12 protein-coding genes are annotated in these 13,728 nt (G+C 70.6%); all 12 read left to right on the top strand.

Annotation, left to right across the window (positions count from 1 at the left end; all coding sequences use genetic code 11):
• Window positions 1–40 precede the first annotated feature (40 nt).
• The gene (locus ACWH95_RS04950) at window positions 41–1,654 is read left to right on the top strand and encodes an LVIVD repeat-containing protein (protein WP_206252196.1); all 1,614 of its coding nucleotides are present in this window, start codon (window positions 41–43) and stop codon (window positions 1,652–1,654) included.
• 100 nt (window positions 1,655–1,754) lie between these two features.
• Window positions 1,755–3,245: a DHA2 family efflux MFS transporter permease subunit gene (locus ACWH95_RS04945; protein ID WP_247638004.1), complete on the top strand. Its 1,491-nt coding sequence runs from the start codon at window positions 1,755–1,757 to the stop codon at window positions 3,243–3,245.
• 56 nt (window positions 3,246–3,301) lie between these two features.
• Complete coding sequence (locus ACWH95_RS04940) at window positions 3,302–4,426, top strand: ABC transporter ATP-binding protein (protein WP_168387144.1); 1,125 nt, start codon at window positions 3,302–3,304, stop codon at window positions 4,424–4,426.
• Window positions 4,427–4,483: 57 nt separating this feature from the next.
• Window positions 4,484–5,644: an ABC transporter substrate-binding protein gene (locus ACWH95_RS04935; RefSeq protein ID WP_136035839.1), complete on the top strand. Its 1,161-nt coding sequence runs from the start codon at window positions 4,484–4,486 to the stop codon at window positions 5,642–5,644.
• A gap of 2 nt (window positions 5,645–5,646) precedes the next feature.
• A complete protein-coding gene (locus tag ACWH95_RS04930; RefSeq protein ID WP_136035840.1) occupies window positions 5,647–7,509 on the top strand; it encodes an ABC transporter permease in 1,863 nt (620 codons plus the stop codon).
• A gap of 314 nt (window positions 7,510–7,823) precedes the next feature.
• A complete protein-coding gene (locus ACWH95_RS04925) occupies window positions 7,824–8,687 on the top strand; it encodes a hypothetical protein (protein WP_454120299.1) in 864 nt (287 codons plus the stop codon).
• 11 nt (window positions 8,688–8,698) lie between these two features.
• The gene (locus ACWH95_RS04920; RefSeq protein ID WP_168443074.1) at window positions 8,699–8,860 is read left to right on the top strand and encodes a hypothetical protein; all 162 of its coding nucleotides are present in this window, start codon (window positions 8,699–8,701) and stop codon (window positions 8,858–8,860) included.
• Window positions 8,861–9,044: 184 nt separating this feature from the next.
• Window positions 9,045–10,037 (top strand): TIGR03557 family F420-dependent LLM class oxidoreductase, encoded by a 993-nt coding sequence (locus ACWH95_RS04915; RefSeq protein ID WP_206252202.1) that lies wholly within the window; start codon window positions 9,045–9,047, stop codon window positions 10,035–10,037.
• Window positions 10,034–10,834: a coenzyme F420-0:L-glutamate ligase gene (cofE, locus tag ACWH95_RS04910; RefSeq protein ID WP_136035289.1), complete on the top strand. Its 801-nt coding sequence runs from the start codon at window positions 10,034–10,036 to the stop codon at window positions 10,832–10,834. Before ACWH95_RS04915 ends, cofE begins: the two co-directional genes overlap by 4 nt.
• Window positions 10,831–11,844, top strand: a complete 1,014-nt coding sequence (gene fgd, locus ACWH95_RS04905; protein ID WP_378803035.1) for a glucose-6-phosphate dehydrogenase (coenzyme-F420) — start codon at window positions 10,831–10,833, stop codon at window positions 11,842–11,844. Before cofE ends, fgd begins: the two co-directional genes overlap by 4 nt.
• Window positions 11,845–11,854: 10 nt before the next feature.
• Window positions 11,855–12,523 (top strand): 2-phospho-L-lactate guanylyltransferase, encoded by a 669-nt coding sequence (gene cofC, locus ACWH95_RS04900; protein WP_206252205.1) that lies wholly within the window; start codon window positions 11,855–11,857, stop codon window positions 12,521–12,523.
• On the top strand, window positions 12,520–13,695 hold the full coding sequence (cofD, locus tag ACWH95_RS04895) for a 2-phospho-L-lactate transferase (protein ID WP_454120298.1): 1,176 nt from the start codon (window positions 12,520–12,522) through the stop codon (window positions 13,693–13,695). Before cofC ends, cofD begins: the two co-directional genes overlap by 4 nt.
• Window positions 13,696–13,728 lie beyond the last annotated feature (33 nt).

The following is a 13,728-nucleotide window of genomic DNA, read 5'->3' as shown; positions in this document are numbered from 1 at the left end:
CGTCGTGACGATCCCACCCGATTCAGCCAATGGAGGCGACATGGCCGGCTCTCCCTACGTGCCCGATGCGAAGAAGTACCGTCCGGAGGACTTCGAGCGCGTCGCCGGAGAACCGGCCGATCCCGACCCCTCCACGTGGGGCATGCAGCCCGACGGCACGTTCCTGCCGCCCGCCCACACCCCCTCCGTCCCGCGCGACGTGTTCGTCGACTGGCCAGGCCAGCTCGACTACCGCGACCCGGAGACCTACACGCTCAACGCGAAGGCCGAGGCGTTCTACCCGATCGTGGTGAACACGAGCCACTCGTGGCAGTGCATCTACGACTGGGACGGGCGGCGGCTGATGCTGCACTACGGCGGCGGCAACCACTGGAAGCTGTACGACATCACCGACCCGCGCGACCTCACGATCGTCGACGAGGAGCAGTGGGGCTGGGGCGACCCCCGCCCGCAGTTCGGCGCGACCACCGTGCAGTGGAACCAGGAGCTCGGCGCGTACATCGCGATCCAGGCGAGCGAGACCCCGCGGTACTTCCTCCAGGGGCGTGTCGCCAACAAGTGGCTCGACGACACGGTCGAGGGGCAGCTGAAGGAGTGGGAGGGCCTGCGGGGCTTCCGCACCTGGCGGATGGACGGCCCGAGCCCGCGCGAGTGGACGCTGCTCACCGAGGTGTCGACCGACCCGAACCACTCGCCCGGCGAGATCCAGGAGGGCAACGGCGTGCTCGACCTCCCGGTGTACTACGGCGACAAGTACCTGTTCGTGGCCACCGCGCCCGACAACACCTTCACCAACCAGCCGTACCGCACCACGCTGTGGACCGCGGGCCACGCGGCCTACGACGTGTCCGACCCCGCGAAGCCCGAGCTGCTGTCGACCTGGTGGGTGCCCGGCTCGCGTGCCGGCGAGGAGGACGACTCCCCGTACCTGGCCGACAACGACCGCTGGAACAACAAGACCTCCTGGTTCGGCTCGCGCATGGGCGTGTTCCTGCCCCGCTCGGTCGAGTCGGGCTGGAAGTACGGCTACGCGGCGCAGGGCGGCCAGGGCTTCTTCGTGCTCGACGTCTCCGACCCGACGGACATCCACCACGTGGGCTGGTGCCCGCTGCCGACGAGCGTCGCCGGCACCGAGGGCGACAACGTCGACACCACCCAGGTCGAGGAGACCGGGTACGTCTACGTCTCCGGCTATCCGATGAACACCGACTGCTACGAGCCCGCCAAGGAGATCTACCAGATCGACGTGAGCGACCCGACGAACCCGCGGGTCGTGCGCACGCTGCCCCGGCCCACGCCGCCCGCGGAGGCGGCCTTCACCGACTGGGCGCAGCGCCGCGGCTCGTTCGGTCCCAAGCGCTCCGGCTACTTCACCAACACCGGCACGCCGCACGGCGGGGTCATCCCGTACGCGTTCTACGCCGCCGGTCTGCAGATCTTCGACGTGCGCGACCCCGAGGACCCCAAGGTGGGCGCCTACTTCGTGCCGCCGATGGGACTGAAGGACGACGACGATCTCGCCGCACCCGTGCACGGCATCTTCGTCGAGTGGGACCGCAACCTCATCTGGCTGTTCGCGAACCACGGCATCTACGCCGTGTCGACGCCGCTGCTGGGGGAGCCCGTCACCGGGATCCCCTCCGCCGACGGCTGACCCCGGCCCCCGGAACTCCGGCGTCCGTCCTGCACTCGGGGGCGAACAGGACGGACCCCGGACCACCCGCCCCCCGTGACGCCCCACCCGAAAGCAGCTCATGACGCAGACAGTCCGGCCGTGGCCCGCCCTGTGGGCCCTGTGCATCGGCTTCTTCATGATCCTCGTGGACACGACGATCGTGGCGATCGCCAACCCGGTCATCCTCGCGGCGTTCGACGCCGACCTCACGACGGTGATCTGGGTGACCAGCGCGTACCTGCTCGCCTACGCGGTGCCGCTGCTGATCACGGGCCGCCTCGGCGATCGGTTCGGCCCCAAGCGGGTGTACCTCGCGGGACTCGTGCTGTTCACCCTCGCCTCCCTCGCGTGCGGCCTGTCCGGCAGCATCGAGATGCTGATCGCGGCGCGGGCCGTGCAGGGCTTCGGCGCCGCGCTGATGACGCCGCAGACGATGGCGATCATCGCCCGCGTCTTCCCGCCGCGCGGCCGGGGCCAGGCGATGGGGGCGTGGGGTGCCGTGGGCGGCCTCGCGACGCTCGTCGGGCCGATCCTGGGCGGCGTGCTCACCGACACGGTCGGCTGGGAGTGGATCTTCTTCGTGAACGTCCCGGTCGGCGTGGTGGCGTTCGTCGTCGCGTGGCGGCTGGTGCCGGATCTGGACGGCCACCCCCATCGGTTCGACCTGCTCGGCGTGATCCTCTCGGGTGCCGGGCTCTTCCTCCTGGTCTTCGGACTCCAGGAGGGGGAGGTGTACGACTGGGGTGTGATCGCCGGTCCGGTCACGGTGTGGGGGCTGATCGCCGCGGGCGTCGTGCTGCTGGTGCTGTTCGTGGTGTGGCAGCGCGTCAGCCGCGCCGAGCCGCTGATGCCGCTGGCCCTGTTCCGCGACCGCAACTTCTCCGTCGCGAACGCCACGATCTTCCTGGTGGGGGTCGGCATCACCGCGATGCCCGTGCCGCTCGCCTTCTACTTTCAGGTCGCCCGTGGCCTCGACCCCACGCTCGCGGCCCTCATGCTCGCGCCGATGGCGGTGGTGTCCGGGGTGCTCGGGCCGTTCGTCGGAAAGCTCAGCGACCGGGTCGGACCGCGCTGGGTGACCTTCGCCGCGTTCACGATCTCGGCGGTCGCGATGGCCTGGTACGCCGCGACCATGACGCTCGATGCGCCGTTCTGGCTGCTGCTGCTGCCGTCGGCGCTGCTCGGGGTCGGGGTGTCCGGCATGTTCGGGCCGCTGGCCTCGACCGCCACGCGCAACCTGCCGCACACGCAGGCCGGGGCGGGCTCCGGGGTCTACTCGACGACGCGGCAGATGGGCTCCGTCATCGGTTCCGCCCTGCTGGCCGTGCTGATGAACGTGACCCTGGCGGCGCAGATCCGCGGGTTCGTGCCCGGTGCGATCCACCCCGGCAGTGTGCTGTCTGACGAGGACGGCGCGGGGCTGGCGCGGGCGATGTCGCAGTCGCTGCTGCTGTCGGCCGTGGCCTTCGGGGTGTGCGCGCTCGTGGTGCTGTTCTTCGTGAGGCCGCGGCCGTGGGGTGCACCCGCCGCCCCGCAGCCGGTGGCGGCGACGACGGGAGAGGGACGATGATGGCAGCGATGATTGTGGATCCAGAATCCAGAACAGGGGCCCGGGAGAGGACGCCGATGACCGCGAACGCCGGGGGCGGACGACTCGTCGTCGACGCCCTGAAGAAGGACTACGAGCTCGACGGCGCCGCCGTCCCCGTCGTGAAGGACGTCACGTTCACGATCGAGCCCGGCACGTTCTACTCCCTCCTCGGGCCGTCGGGCTGCGGCAAGACCACGACCCTGCGCTGCGTCGCCGGGCTCGAGCGCAGCAACGGCGGAGTCATCTCGCTCGACGGGGGCGTGCTGTCCACCGGCACCCAGCACGTGTCGCCCGACAAGCGCGACATCGGCATGGTCTTCCAGAACTACGCCATCTGGCCGCACATGACCGTGTTCGCCAACGCGATCTTCCCCCTCCAGGTCGCCGGCTCCCGGCTGCCGAAGCAGGAGGCGAAGAAGCGCGCGATGGAGGCACTGGAACTCGTGCAGCTCGACCACCTCGCGCAGCGCCCCGCCACCGCGCTGTCGGGCGGGCAGCAGCAGCGACTCGCGCTCGCCCGCGCGCTCGCGCACCGTCCGCGGCTGCTGCTGCTGGACGAGCCGCTGTCCAACCTCGACGCGAAGCTGCGCGACACCATGCGCAACGAGCTGCGCAGCCTGCAGCGCAGCCTCGGCATCAGCGCCCTCTACGTCACCCACGACCAGTCCGAGGCGTTGTCGATGTCCGACCGGGTGGCCGTGATGAACGGCGGCCGCATCGTGCAGGAGGCCGCCCCGCGCGAGCTCTACGACCAGCCGGCCGACCGCTTCGTGGCGGACTTCGTGGGCCGCGTGAACATGGTGCCCGCCCGTGTGGTCGACCGCGACGGCAGCGGTGACGCGGTGGTCGAGGCACTCGGCACCCGGCTGCACACGCCCGTCCCCGACGGGGTGACGGCGGGCGATGAGGTCACGCTGACGCTGCGGCCCGAGGCGGTGCGCTGGCATGAGACCGCGGTCGAGCGCCCCAACGTCGTCCCCGTGCGCATCGTGCGGGTGGAGTTCCTCGGCGAGATCGTCGAGTACGAGGCCGAGGTGCTCGCCGGCGGCGAGACGGTCGGCACGATCGTCGGCCGCGGAGCTCCGCTGGCGACACCCCCCGAGGGCGGCAGGGTCTTCCTCGAACTGGTCCCGCACGCCTGCCGCGTGCTGGCCGCATGACGCAACCCGCACCACACCCGAGATCACGCACCTGATGTCAGAGAGGACATTCGGATCATGAAGAGAACACTGGGAGCCGTCGCCGGAGCGGCGGTCGTCGCACTCGCCCTGAGCGGCTGCGGCACGCAGGCCGAGGCGGGCGACGGCGAGAGCTCGCTGAAGGGCGACGCCGCCGCGGCCACGTGCGACGCGGTCGACGTCGGAGCCATCACGCGCTGCGAGAACTTCTACGACGACTACTGGCCCGAGATCGACAAGCAGCTCGACGCCCTCTACGAGCAGGCGAAGGAGGAGGACGGCGGCACCCTGGTCATCTGGGACTGGTACGAGCTGTCGCCCGACGTGATCGCGCAGTTCAACGAGCGCTTCCCCGACATCAAGGTCGAGACGCGGGGCCTCACCTACAACCTGTCGTCGGCGATCATCTCGGCCAAGGCCACCGGGTCGCGCAACACCGACGTCGTCTCCGGATCGATCACCTCGATGGCCGCGATGTACGACGAGGGCTTCTGGGAGAAGGTCGACTGGCAGAGCTTCGGCGTGCCGGAGGAATACCTCACCCTCGGTGCCCCCGAGCTCATGCCCGACAGCATCAACGGCTCGCTGCTGCAGTACAACACCGACAAGATCGCGGAGGTCCCGGCGTCGCTCGACGGCCTGCTCGCCCCCGAGTACACCGGCAAGGTGTCGGTCGCCGGCTACAACGCGGTGGTCTTCGCGGGCTACGGCATGGCCGAGGGCGAAGACGCGATGCTCGACCTGATCGACGAGCTGATGTCGTCCGGCACCATGAAGCTGCTCGAAGACCAGGGTGCCCCGCTGTCGAGCGGAGACGTGCCGGTCGCGCTCAACCAGACCCTGTTCAACCCGAACCCGTCGCTGCAGGTGGCGCCGTTCGAGCACTCCGGGGTGTGGGCGCAGTTCTCGGGCGTCAACTCCGACGCGAAGAACAAGCCGGGCGCCGCGCTGTGGACCCTCTGGAACGCGTTCGACCCCGACTGGATCCACCTGCGCATGACCGACGAGCGTTTCGCCAGCACGCAGGTGCCGTTCGCCGGGCTCCCCGCCGCGACCTTCGGAGAGGCCACGGGCCTCATGAAGACGAACGCCGATGCGCTGCTGCTCGGCCTCGACAGCGGTGCCGAGACCGAGACGCAGGACACCCGCGACGACTGGCAGGCCATGATCAACGCGGCCGACAAGGCGCTGAACGGATAACCATGTTCCAGGCACGACGGACCACGGGACGCCGGCGTCCCACCTCGATGACGATCGCGATGGTCGTCTCCGGGATCGTCATCTTCCTCCTGCTCGCGGTGCCGCTGATCGTTCAGGTGATCACCGCGTTCCGTGGTCCGTTCCTGCCCTTCGGGGTCTCGTCCGCCCAGTGGGGCGTCGAGAACTTCGTCACCCTGTGGCAGCTGCGCGAGGACTTCTGGGGCGTGCTCGGCGCGACCGGGGCTTTCGTCGGCGGCTCGACCCTGCTCACGCTGCTGATGGCGTTCGGCCTGGCCTGGGTCACCGTCCGCACCGACGCCCCGTGGCGCCGGCTCATCTCGGTGCTCGTGATCGTGCCGTACATCATCCCGCCGATCGTGAAGGCGCAGGCGTATCTGCTGATGCTGTCGCCCGAGTCGGGTGTGCTGAACCAGCTGCTGCGGCTGCTGCCGTTCGCGAGCGACGTGCCGATCGACCCGTATGCGTTCCCGACGATGATCGTCATCCAGGCGCTCACCAACGTGACCTTCCCGTACCTGATGATCGTGCCGATCCTGACGAACATGGACGGGTCGCTCGAGGAGTCGGCGCGGGTGTCGGGCGCGTCATGGCCGCAGACCCTGCGGCGGGTGACGCTGCCGATGCTGTGGCCGGGGCTGCTCGGGGTGACGGTGCTGACGTTCATCCTCGGCCTCGGCAGCCTGGAGGTGCCGCTGCTGTTCGGCCAGGAGTCGGGGCGCAGCATCTTCGCCCTGAAGCTGTGGACGCTGATCAGCTCGAACGCGGGGGAGCTGCCGCAGTACGGCCTCGCCGCCGCGTGGGGCCTGGTGTTCCTGGTGATCACCACGATCGCGTTCGCGGTGTACCTGAGGGCGACAAGGAACGCGGAGCGCCGCGCCTCCGTGTCGGGCAAGGGCTTCCGGCCGTCGACCATGCGGATGGGGCCGTGGAAGATCCCGGTCATGGTGCTGGTGGCCGTGTTCGTGCTGCTGACCGCGGTGCTGCCGCTGCTCGCGCTGCTGTGGGCGGCGATCACCCCGTACCCGGTGGCGTTCTCGATCGACGCGATGCTGAGCCGCACCGACTTCGGGGCGTTCGGGGTGGTGCTCGCCGACTCCGAGTTCTGGGTGTCGCTCGGGCGCACGGTGCTCATCGCGGGCGGGAGCGCCACGATCGCGGTGGTCTTCGCGACCGTGCTCGCGTACGGCATCGCCCGCAGCAAGAAGACCGGGTGGATGAAGGCGCTCGACCTGTTCGCGTCGTCGTCGGTCGCGATCCCCGCGACCATCGCCGGCTTCGCGATGTTCCTCACCTTCATGGTGCTGAACCCCTACATCCCGCTCGCCGGGACGCTGTTCGCGCTCGTGATCGCCTACTCGTACCGGGTGTCGATCGCGTACCGCTCGTCGTACAGTGCGACGCTGCAGATCAGGCCCGAGCTGGAGGAGGCGGCGCTCACCAGCGGGGCCAGCAGGTTCCAGGGGTTCCGCCGCATCATCGCGCCGCTGCTGATGCCGACCGTGATGGCCGTGTGGATCCAGATGTTCATCCTCGGCACGAACGAGTTCACGCTGCCGGCGTTCCTGGCGACGCCGTCGTCTCGTCCGCTGTCGATGTACATCTACGCCATGATCAACCCGCGGTCCGCGCAGCTCTACGCACCCGATCAGGGTGCCGCGATGGCGCTGATCTTCACCCTCATGGTGTTCGCGATCGGCTACGGCCTGCAGTGGGTGCTGTCGCGCCGCGCGATCGGTCGCACGCGCAAGACCGTCGCCGCCGGCCTCCCCGACCTCGCCGCCGCGGCGCCCGCCCCCGCCGACTCCGCCACCGTGACCCTCGCCGTGCAGCGCCGTCGCCGCTGAGTGGGCGGTACAGGCGGGTCGGTCGCGTCGGCTGTCTCCTGGACGATCGGTCTTGCCGCCCTCCTCGGATGGCGGAGGGCGTGACTCCGAAAGAGGACGGGTCGAGTACCGCGGCCGCGTATCGGCCCGGCCTTCCGGGCATCGAGTTCGTGCTTAGTGACGGAATACTGCTGAGCCTGCATCGACGAGCTCCTGCGGTTTGACGGGGAACTCTCTGCGGCGTCAGCCTCTCCTGAAGCCGAGTCCCCCGAACGGCGGACAGACAGGTTCGAATGCGCGTCATAGCTTGAGCTGCGGCGGGTCGGCTGCTCACGGTGAGCGCGATGGATGGAGAAACTGTGCGTGTACATCAGAATCGGCGGATTGCGCTTGGCGCGTGTGTGGCGGTGAGCCTGCTCGCGACCGGGTCGCTGGGCTACATCGCTGGCTCCGCTTCGGCCCGGCCGGCTTCGACCCTCAACGGGACTCTGACGTCCGAGGCCTCGAGCGGCATAGAGGCCGTATCAGCCGGCGGTGAGGCCTCGACTCTGACGGGTGAAGCCGCCGAAGCCTATGAGGAGAACACGACTCCTATCGACCAGACCGACGTGACGTTCGACGAGAACACGGCGTTGTCGAGGGCGGAAGTTGAGGAACGAAAAGATGCACTAGCCGACCACTATTCAGTGGGACAGCCACTGAGCGCTGAGGACCTTGAGTTCATGCGCGCGTACTTGATAGACGCGGAGCCTCCCGCAAGTGCCAGTTCACCCGCGATCGAGGCTGCGGCATACGGCGGTGCCGAAGCCCGCATCGTCCCCGCTGCGTTGTACAACCTCAATCAATCGTTCAACGTGACAAGATCGGGGGCTGGCGCCACAGCGAACGCTAGTGGCCGCATTACTGGTGGTATCAATCTCGTGGATGCCAACTGGGGCGTTTCGTGGACGACCAAGCGCACGGGTGGCAAAGCGCTGACCAAGATCACGAGTTCGGTGAAGGCAGATGCATTCGGGGCGGTGGCTGCTTGGCCGTTTGTCGGACTGATCTACTCGAAGTCTTACAGCGCCACCTCACCAAGCGGGGCGAGTAGTTGGTCGTTCTCCCGGAACGGAAGAGTGACGGGCGCAGTAGCGTACATGCAGATGGATTGTCGGTCTTACGTATACACCACCTCCGGGTCGTTTGCGCTGCCGTAAGGAGTACGAAGATGGACGCGTCACTTTTCAGCTGGTCGGGGCTGATCATCAGCTTGCTGGTCGTCGCGGCGATTCTCGCTGTCGCCTTCATTCTCGTGCGCGGCGTTGTTCGTTTCATCCAGCGACGAACTCGGCATCGTGCGAATGGAGGCGCGTTGGACGAGGGGCTGTAGTTCGGTCAACGAATGACGAGGGTGTGGGTGGTGTGTTCAGGCACGCCACCCACGCTTTTGTGCTCGACGCCAAACGCATGGCGCCGACCCCGGGAGCAACAAATCTCAATCCCACAGCTAGCCGCTTGACTTTTGGATCCAGTATCCATTCAATGGAGACAGCGACGACGCGAGAGGAGGGGCCATGCACATCGGGTACGCCGCGATGCTGGAGCAGGTCCAGCCTTCCGCCGTCATCGAGAACTGCATCGCCGCCGAGGCCCACGGGTTCCGCGGCATCATGGCCACGGACCACTTCCAGCCGTGGCTCCCGCGACACCGGGCCTCCGCGCACGTGTGGACCATGCTCGGCGCGATCGGCGCGCACACCACGGGCGACCTGGGTCCCGGCGTCACGACCCCCGGGTTCCGCACGCACCCGGCCGTGGTCGCGCAGGCCGCCGCCACGCTGGCCACCCTGTACCCCGGCCGCGCGTGGCTCGGGGTCGGTTCCGGCGACGCGCTGAACGAGCACATCACGGGCGGCTACTGGCCCGAGCCCGCCGAGCGCATCGACCGCATGTTCGAGGCCGTCGACATCATCCGCAAGCTCTTCACCGCCTCGCTCGCGGGCCGCGACACCCGCCACCGCGGCGAGCACTTCCGCATGGAGTCCACCCGGCTGTGGACCATGCCCCCGGCCGCGCCCCCGGTGTTCGTCGCCACGGCGGGCCCCGTCACCGCGCGCCGCGCCGGCCGCAACGCCGACGGCCTCATCACGGTCGCGGCCGAGGTCGAGCGCCTCGCCCCGCTGCTCGCACGCTTCGCGGAGGGCGCGAGGGAGGCCGGGCGCGACGCCGACACCCTGCCGCGCGTGCTCCAGCTGCCGCTGTCGTGGGCGCCGACCGAGGAGCAGGCGCTCGCCCAGGCCCACGCCGAGTGGCCCATCGCGGCGCTGCGCATGCGGCGAGGCGACGTGCGCTCGCCCTACGACTTCGAGCAGCTCGTGCGCGGCGTGACTCCCGACGACATGCGCGCGTCGATGCTGATCTCCGCCGACCCCGACGTGCACCGCGCGCAGATCCAGCGCTATGCCGACCTCGGCTTCACCCGCATCTACCTGCACAACGTGGGGCCGAACCAGCGGGAGTGGCTCGAGGTCTTCGGGCGCGACGTGCTGCCGAAGGTGCGCGCATGACCGCCCCCGGCCTGCACGTGTTCGCCCTCCCCGGCATGGGCGAGGTGCGCCCGGGCGACGACCTGGTCGCGCTCATCCTCGCCACGGGCGTGGAACTGCTGCACGGCGACATCCTCGTCGTCACGTCGAAGATCGTGTCCAAGGCGGAGGGGCGCTACGTGCAGGCCGCCGACCGGGAGGCCGCGATCACGGCGGAGACCGTGCGCCTCGTCGCCTCCCGCACCCACGACGGCCACACCATGCGCATCGTCGAGAACCGCCTCGGCATGGTCGCCGCGGCGGCCGGAGTCGACGCCAGCAACACCCCCGACGGCTGGGTGCTGCTGCTGCCCGAAGACCCCGACCGCTCCGCCCGCGCGCTCGCCGCGGGGCTGCGTGCCGCGACCGGGGCCGAGGTCGGTGTGCTCCTCAGCGACACCCTCGGGCGGCCCTGGCGCGAAGGACAGACCGACGTCGCGATCGGCGGCGGCGGCGTGCACATGGTCGCCGACCTCCGCGGCACCACCGACCAGGCGGGCAAGGTGCTCAGCGTCACGACCCCGTGCGTCGCAGACGAGCTCGCCGCCGCCGCCGACCTCGTCAAGGGCAAGGCCAGCGGGAACCCGGTCGCCGTCGTGCGCGGCCGCGGCGACCTCGTGGGTCCGCTCGACCTGCCCGGCGCGTCGAGCATCGTGCGCGGCGCCGACCGCGACCTCTTCTGGCTGGGCACCGCCGAGGCGCTCGACCAGGGCTACCGCGACGGCTATGCGGCCGCGCGCGCCGAACTCTCCCCACCCGAACAGAAGGATGCGACATGACACTGACCCTCGGATACAAGGCCAGCGCCGAGCAGTTCGACCCGCGTGAGCTGGTCGAGATCTCGGTCGCGGCCGAGGCGCACGGCATGCAGTCCGTGTTCGCGAGCGACCACTTCCAGCCGTGGCGGCACACCGGCGGTCACGCGCCGTTCTCGCTCACCTGGATGGCGGCTGTCGGCGAGCGCACGTCGAGCATCCGCATCGGCACGTCCGTGCTCACCCCCACCTTCCGCTACAACCCGGCGGTGCTCGCCCAGGCGTTCGCGAGCCTCGGCTGCCTGTACCCCGACCGGGTGATCCTGGGGGTCGGCTCCGGCGAGGCGCTCAACGAGATCGCCACCGGGTTCCGCGGCGCCGGTGAGCAGGACTGGCCCGAGTTCAAGGAGCGCTACGCCCGCCTGCGCGAGTCGGTGCGGCTCATGCGGGCGCTGTGGTCGGGCGACCGCGTGAGCTTCGACGGCGAGTACTACTCCACGCACGACGCCTCCATCTACGACCGGCCCGAGGGCGGCATCCCCATCTACATCGCCGCGGGCGGCCCGATGGTCGCCCGCTACGCCGGCCGCGCGGGCGACGGCTTCATCTGCACGTCGGGCAAGGGCCAGGAGCTCTACGTCGACCAGCTGCTGCCCGCCGTGAAGGAGGGCCTGGAGCAGTCCGAGCGCTCCTTCGACACGTACGACCGCATGATCGAGATCAAGCTGTCGTACGAGGAGACCAGGGAGGCGGCGCTGGAGAACACCCGGTTCTGGTCCCCGCTGTCGCTGTCGAAGGAGCAGAAGCACGACATCACCGACCCGGTCGAGATGGAGAAGGCCGCCGACGCGCTGCCCCTGGAGACCATCGCCAAGCGGTGGATCGTCGGCAACGACCCCGACGCGGTCGCCGCCGAGATCCAGCAGTACATCGACTGGGGCTTCAACCACCTCGTCTTCCACGCGCCCGGTCACGATCAGCGCCGGTTCCTGCAGCTGTTCGAGCGCGACATCGCGCCGCGGCTGCGCGGGTGAGGGCGCGGCCATGACGGGCGGTCTGCGTGCCGGTGCGTCACCGCACGCCCCGGCGCGGGAGTGGGTGGTCGTGATCCCGGTGAAGCGGGCGGAGTTCGGGAAGACGCGACTGCGGCTCCCGGGCGTCGACCGCGAGCCGCTCGCCAGGGCGATCGCGCTCGACACGGTCGAGGCCGCCGCGCTGTGCCCGCGGGTCGCGGAGGTCGTGGTGGTCACGAGCGACGAGGTCACCGCGGCCGCCCTGCTCCCGGTGCCCCGCGTGCGGATCGTGCGCGACCGCGTCGAGGGACTGACCGCGGCGATCGCGCAGGGGGTGTCTGCGGCGTCGACGCGGCTCCCGCGGGCCGTGCTGCTCGGCGACCTCCCGGCCCTGCTGCCCGACGAGCTCACCCGGGCGCTCGACTACGCCGCAGCCCACCCGCGGGCCTTCGTGCCCGACGCGGAGGGCACCGGCACCGTGCTCGCGACCGCCCGCGCCGACGTGCCGCTGCGGCCCTGCTTCGGCGACGACTCGGCCGCCGCGCACCGCGCTGCCGGGTTCGCCGAGGTGGGGTTCCCCGTGCTGAGCGGGCTGCGCCGCGACCTCGACCACGCCGATCACCTCCGAGCCGCCCGGCGGTGCGGTCTCGGTCCGCGCACGGCGGCGCTCCTCGCCCCACGTCTCGTGCTGGCATCATGACCGGGCCGGAGGACCCCGGCCCGTCCGGCGTCGGTGTCGGGCGGGCTGAGCCCGCCTCGTCCGCGACCCCGTCGGCGCGCGGGGATGCGGTCGCCGGAGCGGCCGCCTCGACCGACGTCGAACCCGGGCCCGAGGCCGCCCCGCGGATCGTCGTGCTCGCCGGGGGCGTCGGCGGCGCGAAGTTCACGGTGGGGGTGCGCGAGGCCGCACGGCGATGCTGGCCGGACGGCGCCGGGGGCACGCGCGCCCGGATCACCGTGATCGCGAACACCGGCGACGACCTGTGGCTGAGCGGCCTGCGACTCCAGCCCGACGTCGACTCGATGGTCTACGCGCTCGCCGGGGTCAACGACACCGCGCGGGGCTGGGGCCGGGCGGGCGAATCCGAACGCACCGCCGCCGAGCTGCACGCCTGGGGTGCCGGGTGGCCGTGGTTCACGCTCGGCGACCTCGACCTCGGCACGCACATCGCCCGCACCGGGTGGCTGCACGAGGGCGCGACCGTGACCGAGGTCGTCGCGCGGCTCGCGTCGCGCTGGCCGCTCGGGGTCGCGCTGCTGCCGATGACCGACACCGAGGTCGACACGCACGTGGACACGACCCTCGGGCGCATGCACTTCCAGGAGTGGTGGACGCGCCACCGGGCGACCGTCCCCGCGCAGCGCTTCGACAACCCGCGGATCGAGCGCGCGACCCCGGCGCCGGGCGTGGTCGAGGCCATCGCCGCGGCCGACGCCGTGCTCTTCGCCCCGTCGAACCCCGTCGTGTCGCTCGGGCCCATCCTGGCCGTGCCCGGGCTCGCCGCGGCCGTGCGGGCGGCCTCCGGTCGGGTGGTGGGGGTGTCGCCGATCATCGCGGGATCCCCCGTGCGGGGCATGGCCGATGCGTGCCTGGCCGCGGTCGGCCTTCCCCCCACGGCCGATGCGGTCGGACGGCACTACGGCCCCCGTGCCACGGGCGGCCTGCTCGACGCGTGGCTGATCGGCGAGGAAGACGCCCCTCTCGCGCCCGACCTCGAGGCGCGGGGGCTGCCCGCGCCCGTGCACCCGCTGTGGATGCGCGACCTCGACACCGCCGCCGCCCTCGCCGCGGCCGCTCTCGGGGAGGCACTCGGGGAATCACCCGGCTTATTTCCGGCCGTGCCGCGAGAGGCGCAGCGGCCCCGGCCCTAGCCTGGAGGCGCAGTCCCCGAGGCGAGGAGAGCG

It is taken from the genome of Microbacterium sp. NPDC055502 (genome assembly GCF_053643635.1).
This window is presented reverse-complemented; position numbering and strand designations above follow the sequence as displayed.

What these genes read in the sequence shown, in the direction of transcription:
- ACWH95_RS04945 (WP_247638004.1), top strand. Translation starts at nt 1,755, where the DNA reads ATGACGCAGACAGTCCGGCCGTGGCCCGCCCTGTGGGCCCTGTGCATC.
- cofD (WP_454120298.1), top strand. Translation starts at nt 12,520, where the DNA reads ATGACCGGGCCGGAGGACCCCGGCCCGTCCGGCGTCGGTGTCGGGCGG.
- fgd (WP_378803035.1), top strand. Translation starts at nt 10,831, where the DNA reads ATGACACTGACCCTCGGATACAAGGCCAGCGCCGAGCAGTTCGACCCG.
- ACWH95_RS04915 (WP_206252202.1), top strand. Translation starts at nt 9,045, where the DNA reads ATGCACATCGGGTACGCCGCGATGCTGGAGCAGGTCCAGCCTTCCGCC.
- ACWH95_RS04920 (WP_168443074.1), top strand. Translation starts at nt 8,699, where the DNA reads ATGGACGCGTCACTTTTCAGCTGGTCGGGGCTGATCATCAGCTTGCTG.
- ACWH95_RS04940 (WP_168387144.1), top strand. Translation starts at nt 3,302, where the DNA reads ATGACCGCGAACGCCGGGGGCGGACGACTCGTCGTCGACGCCCTGAAG.
- ACWH95_RS04950 (WP_206252196.1), top strand. Translation starts at nt 41, where the DNA reads ATGGCCGGCTCTCCCTACGTGCCCGATGCGAAGAAGTACCGTCCGGAG.
- cofC (WP_206252205.1), top strand. Translation starts at nt 11,855, where the DNA reads ATGACGGGCGGTCTGCGTGCCGGTGCGTCACCGCACGCCCCGGCGCGG.
- cofE (WP_136035289.1), top strand. Translation starts at nt 10,034, where the DNA reads ATGACCGCCCCCGGCCTGCACGTGTTCGCCCTCCCCGGCATGGGCGAG.
- ACWH95_RS04930 (WP_136035840.1), top strand. Translation starts at nt 5,647, where the DNA reads ATGTTCCAGGCACGACGGACCACGGGACGCCGGCGTCCCACCTCGATG.
- ACWH95_RS04935 (WP_136035839.1), top strand. Translation starts at nt 4,484, where the DNA reads ATGAAGAGAACACTGGGAGCCGTCGCCGGAGCGGCGGTCGTCGCACTC.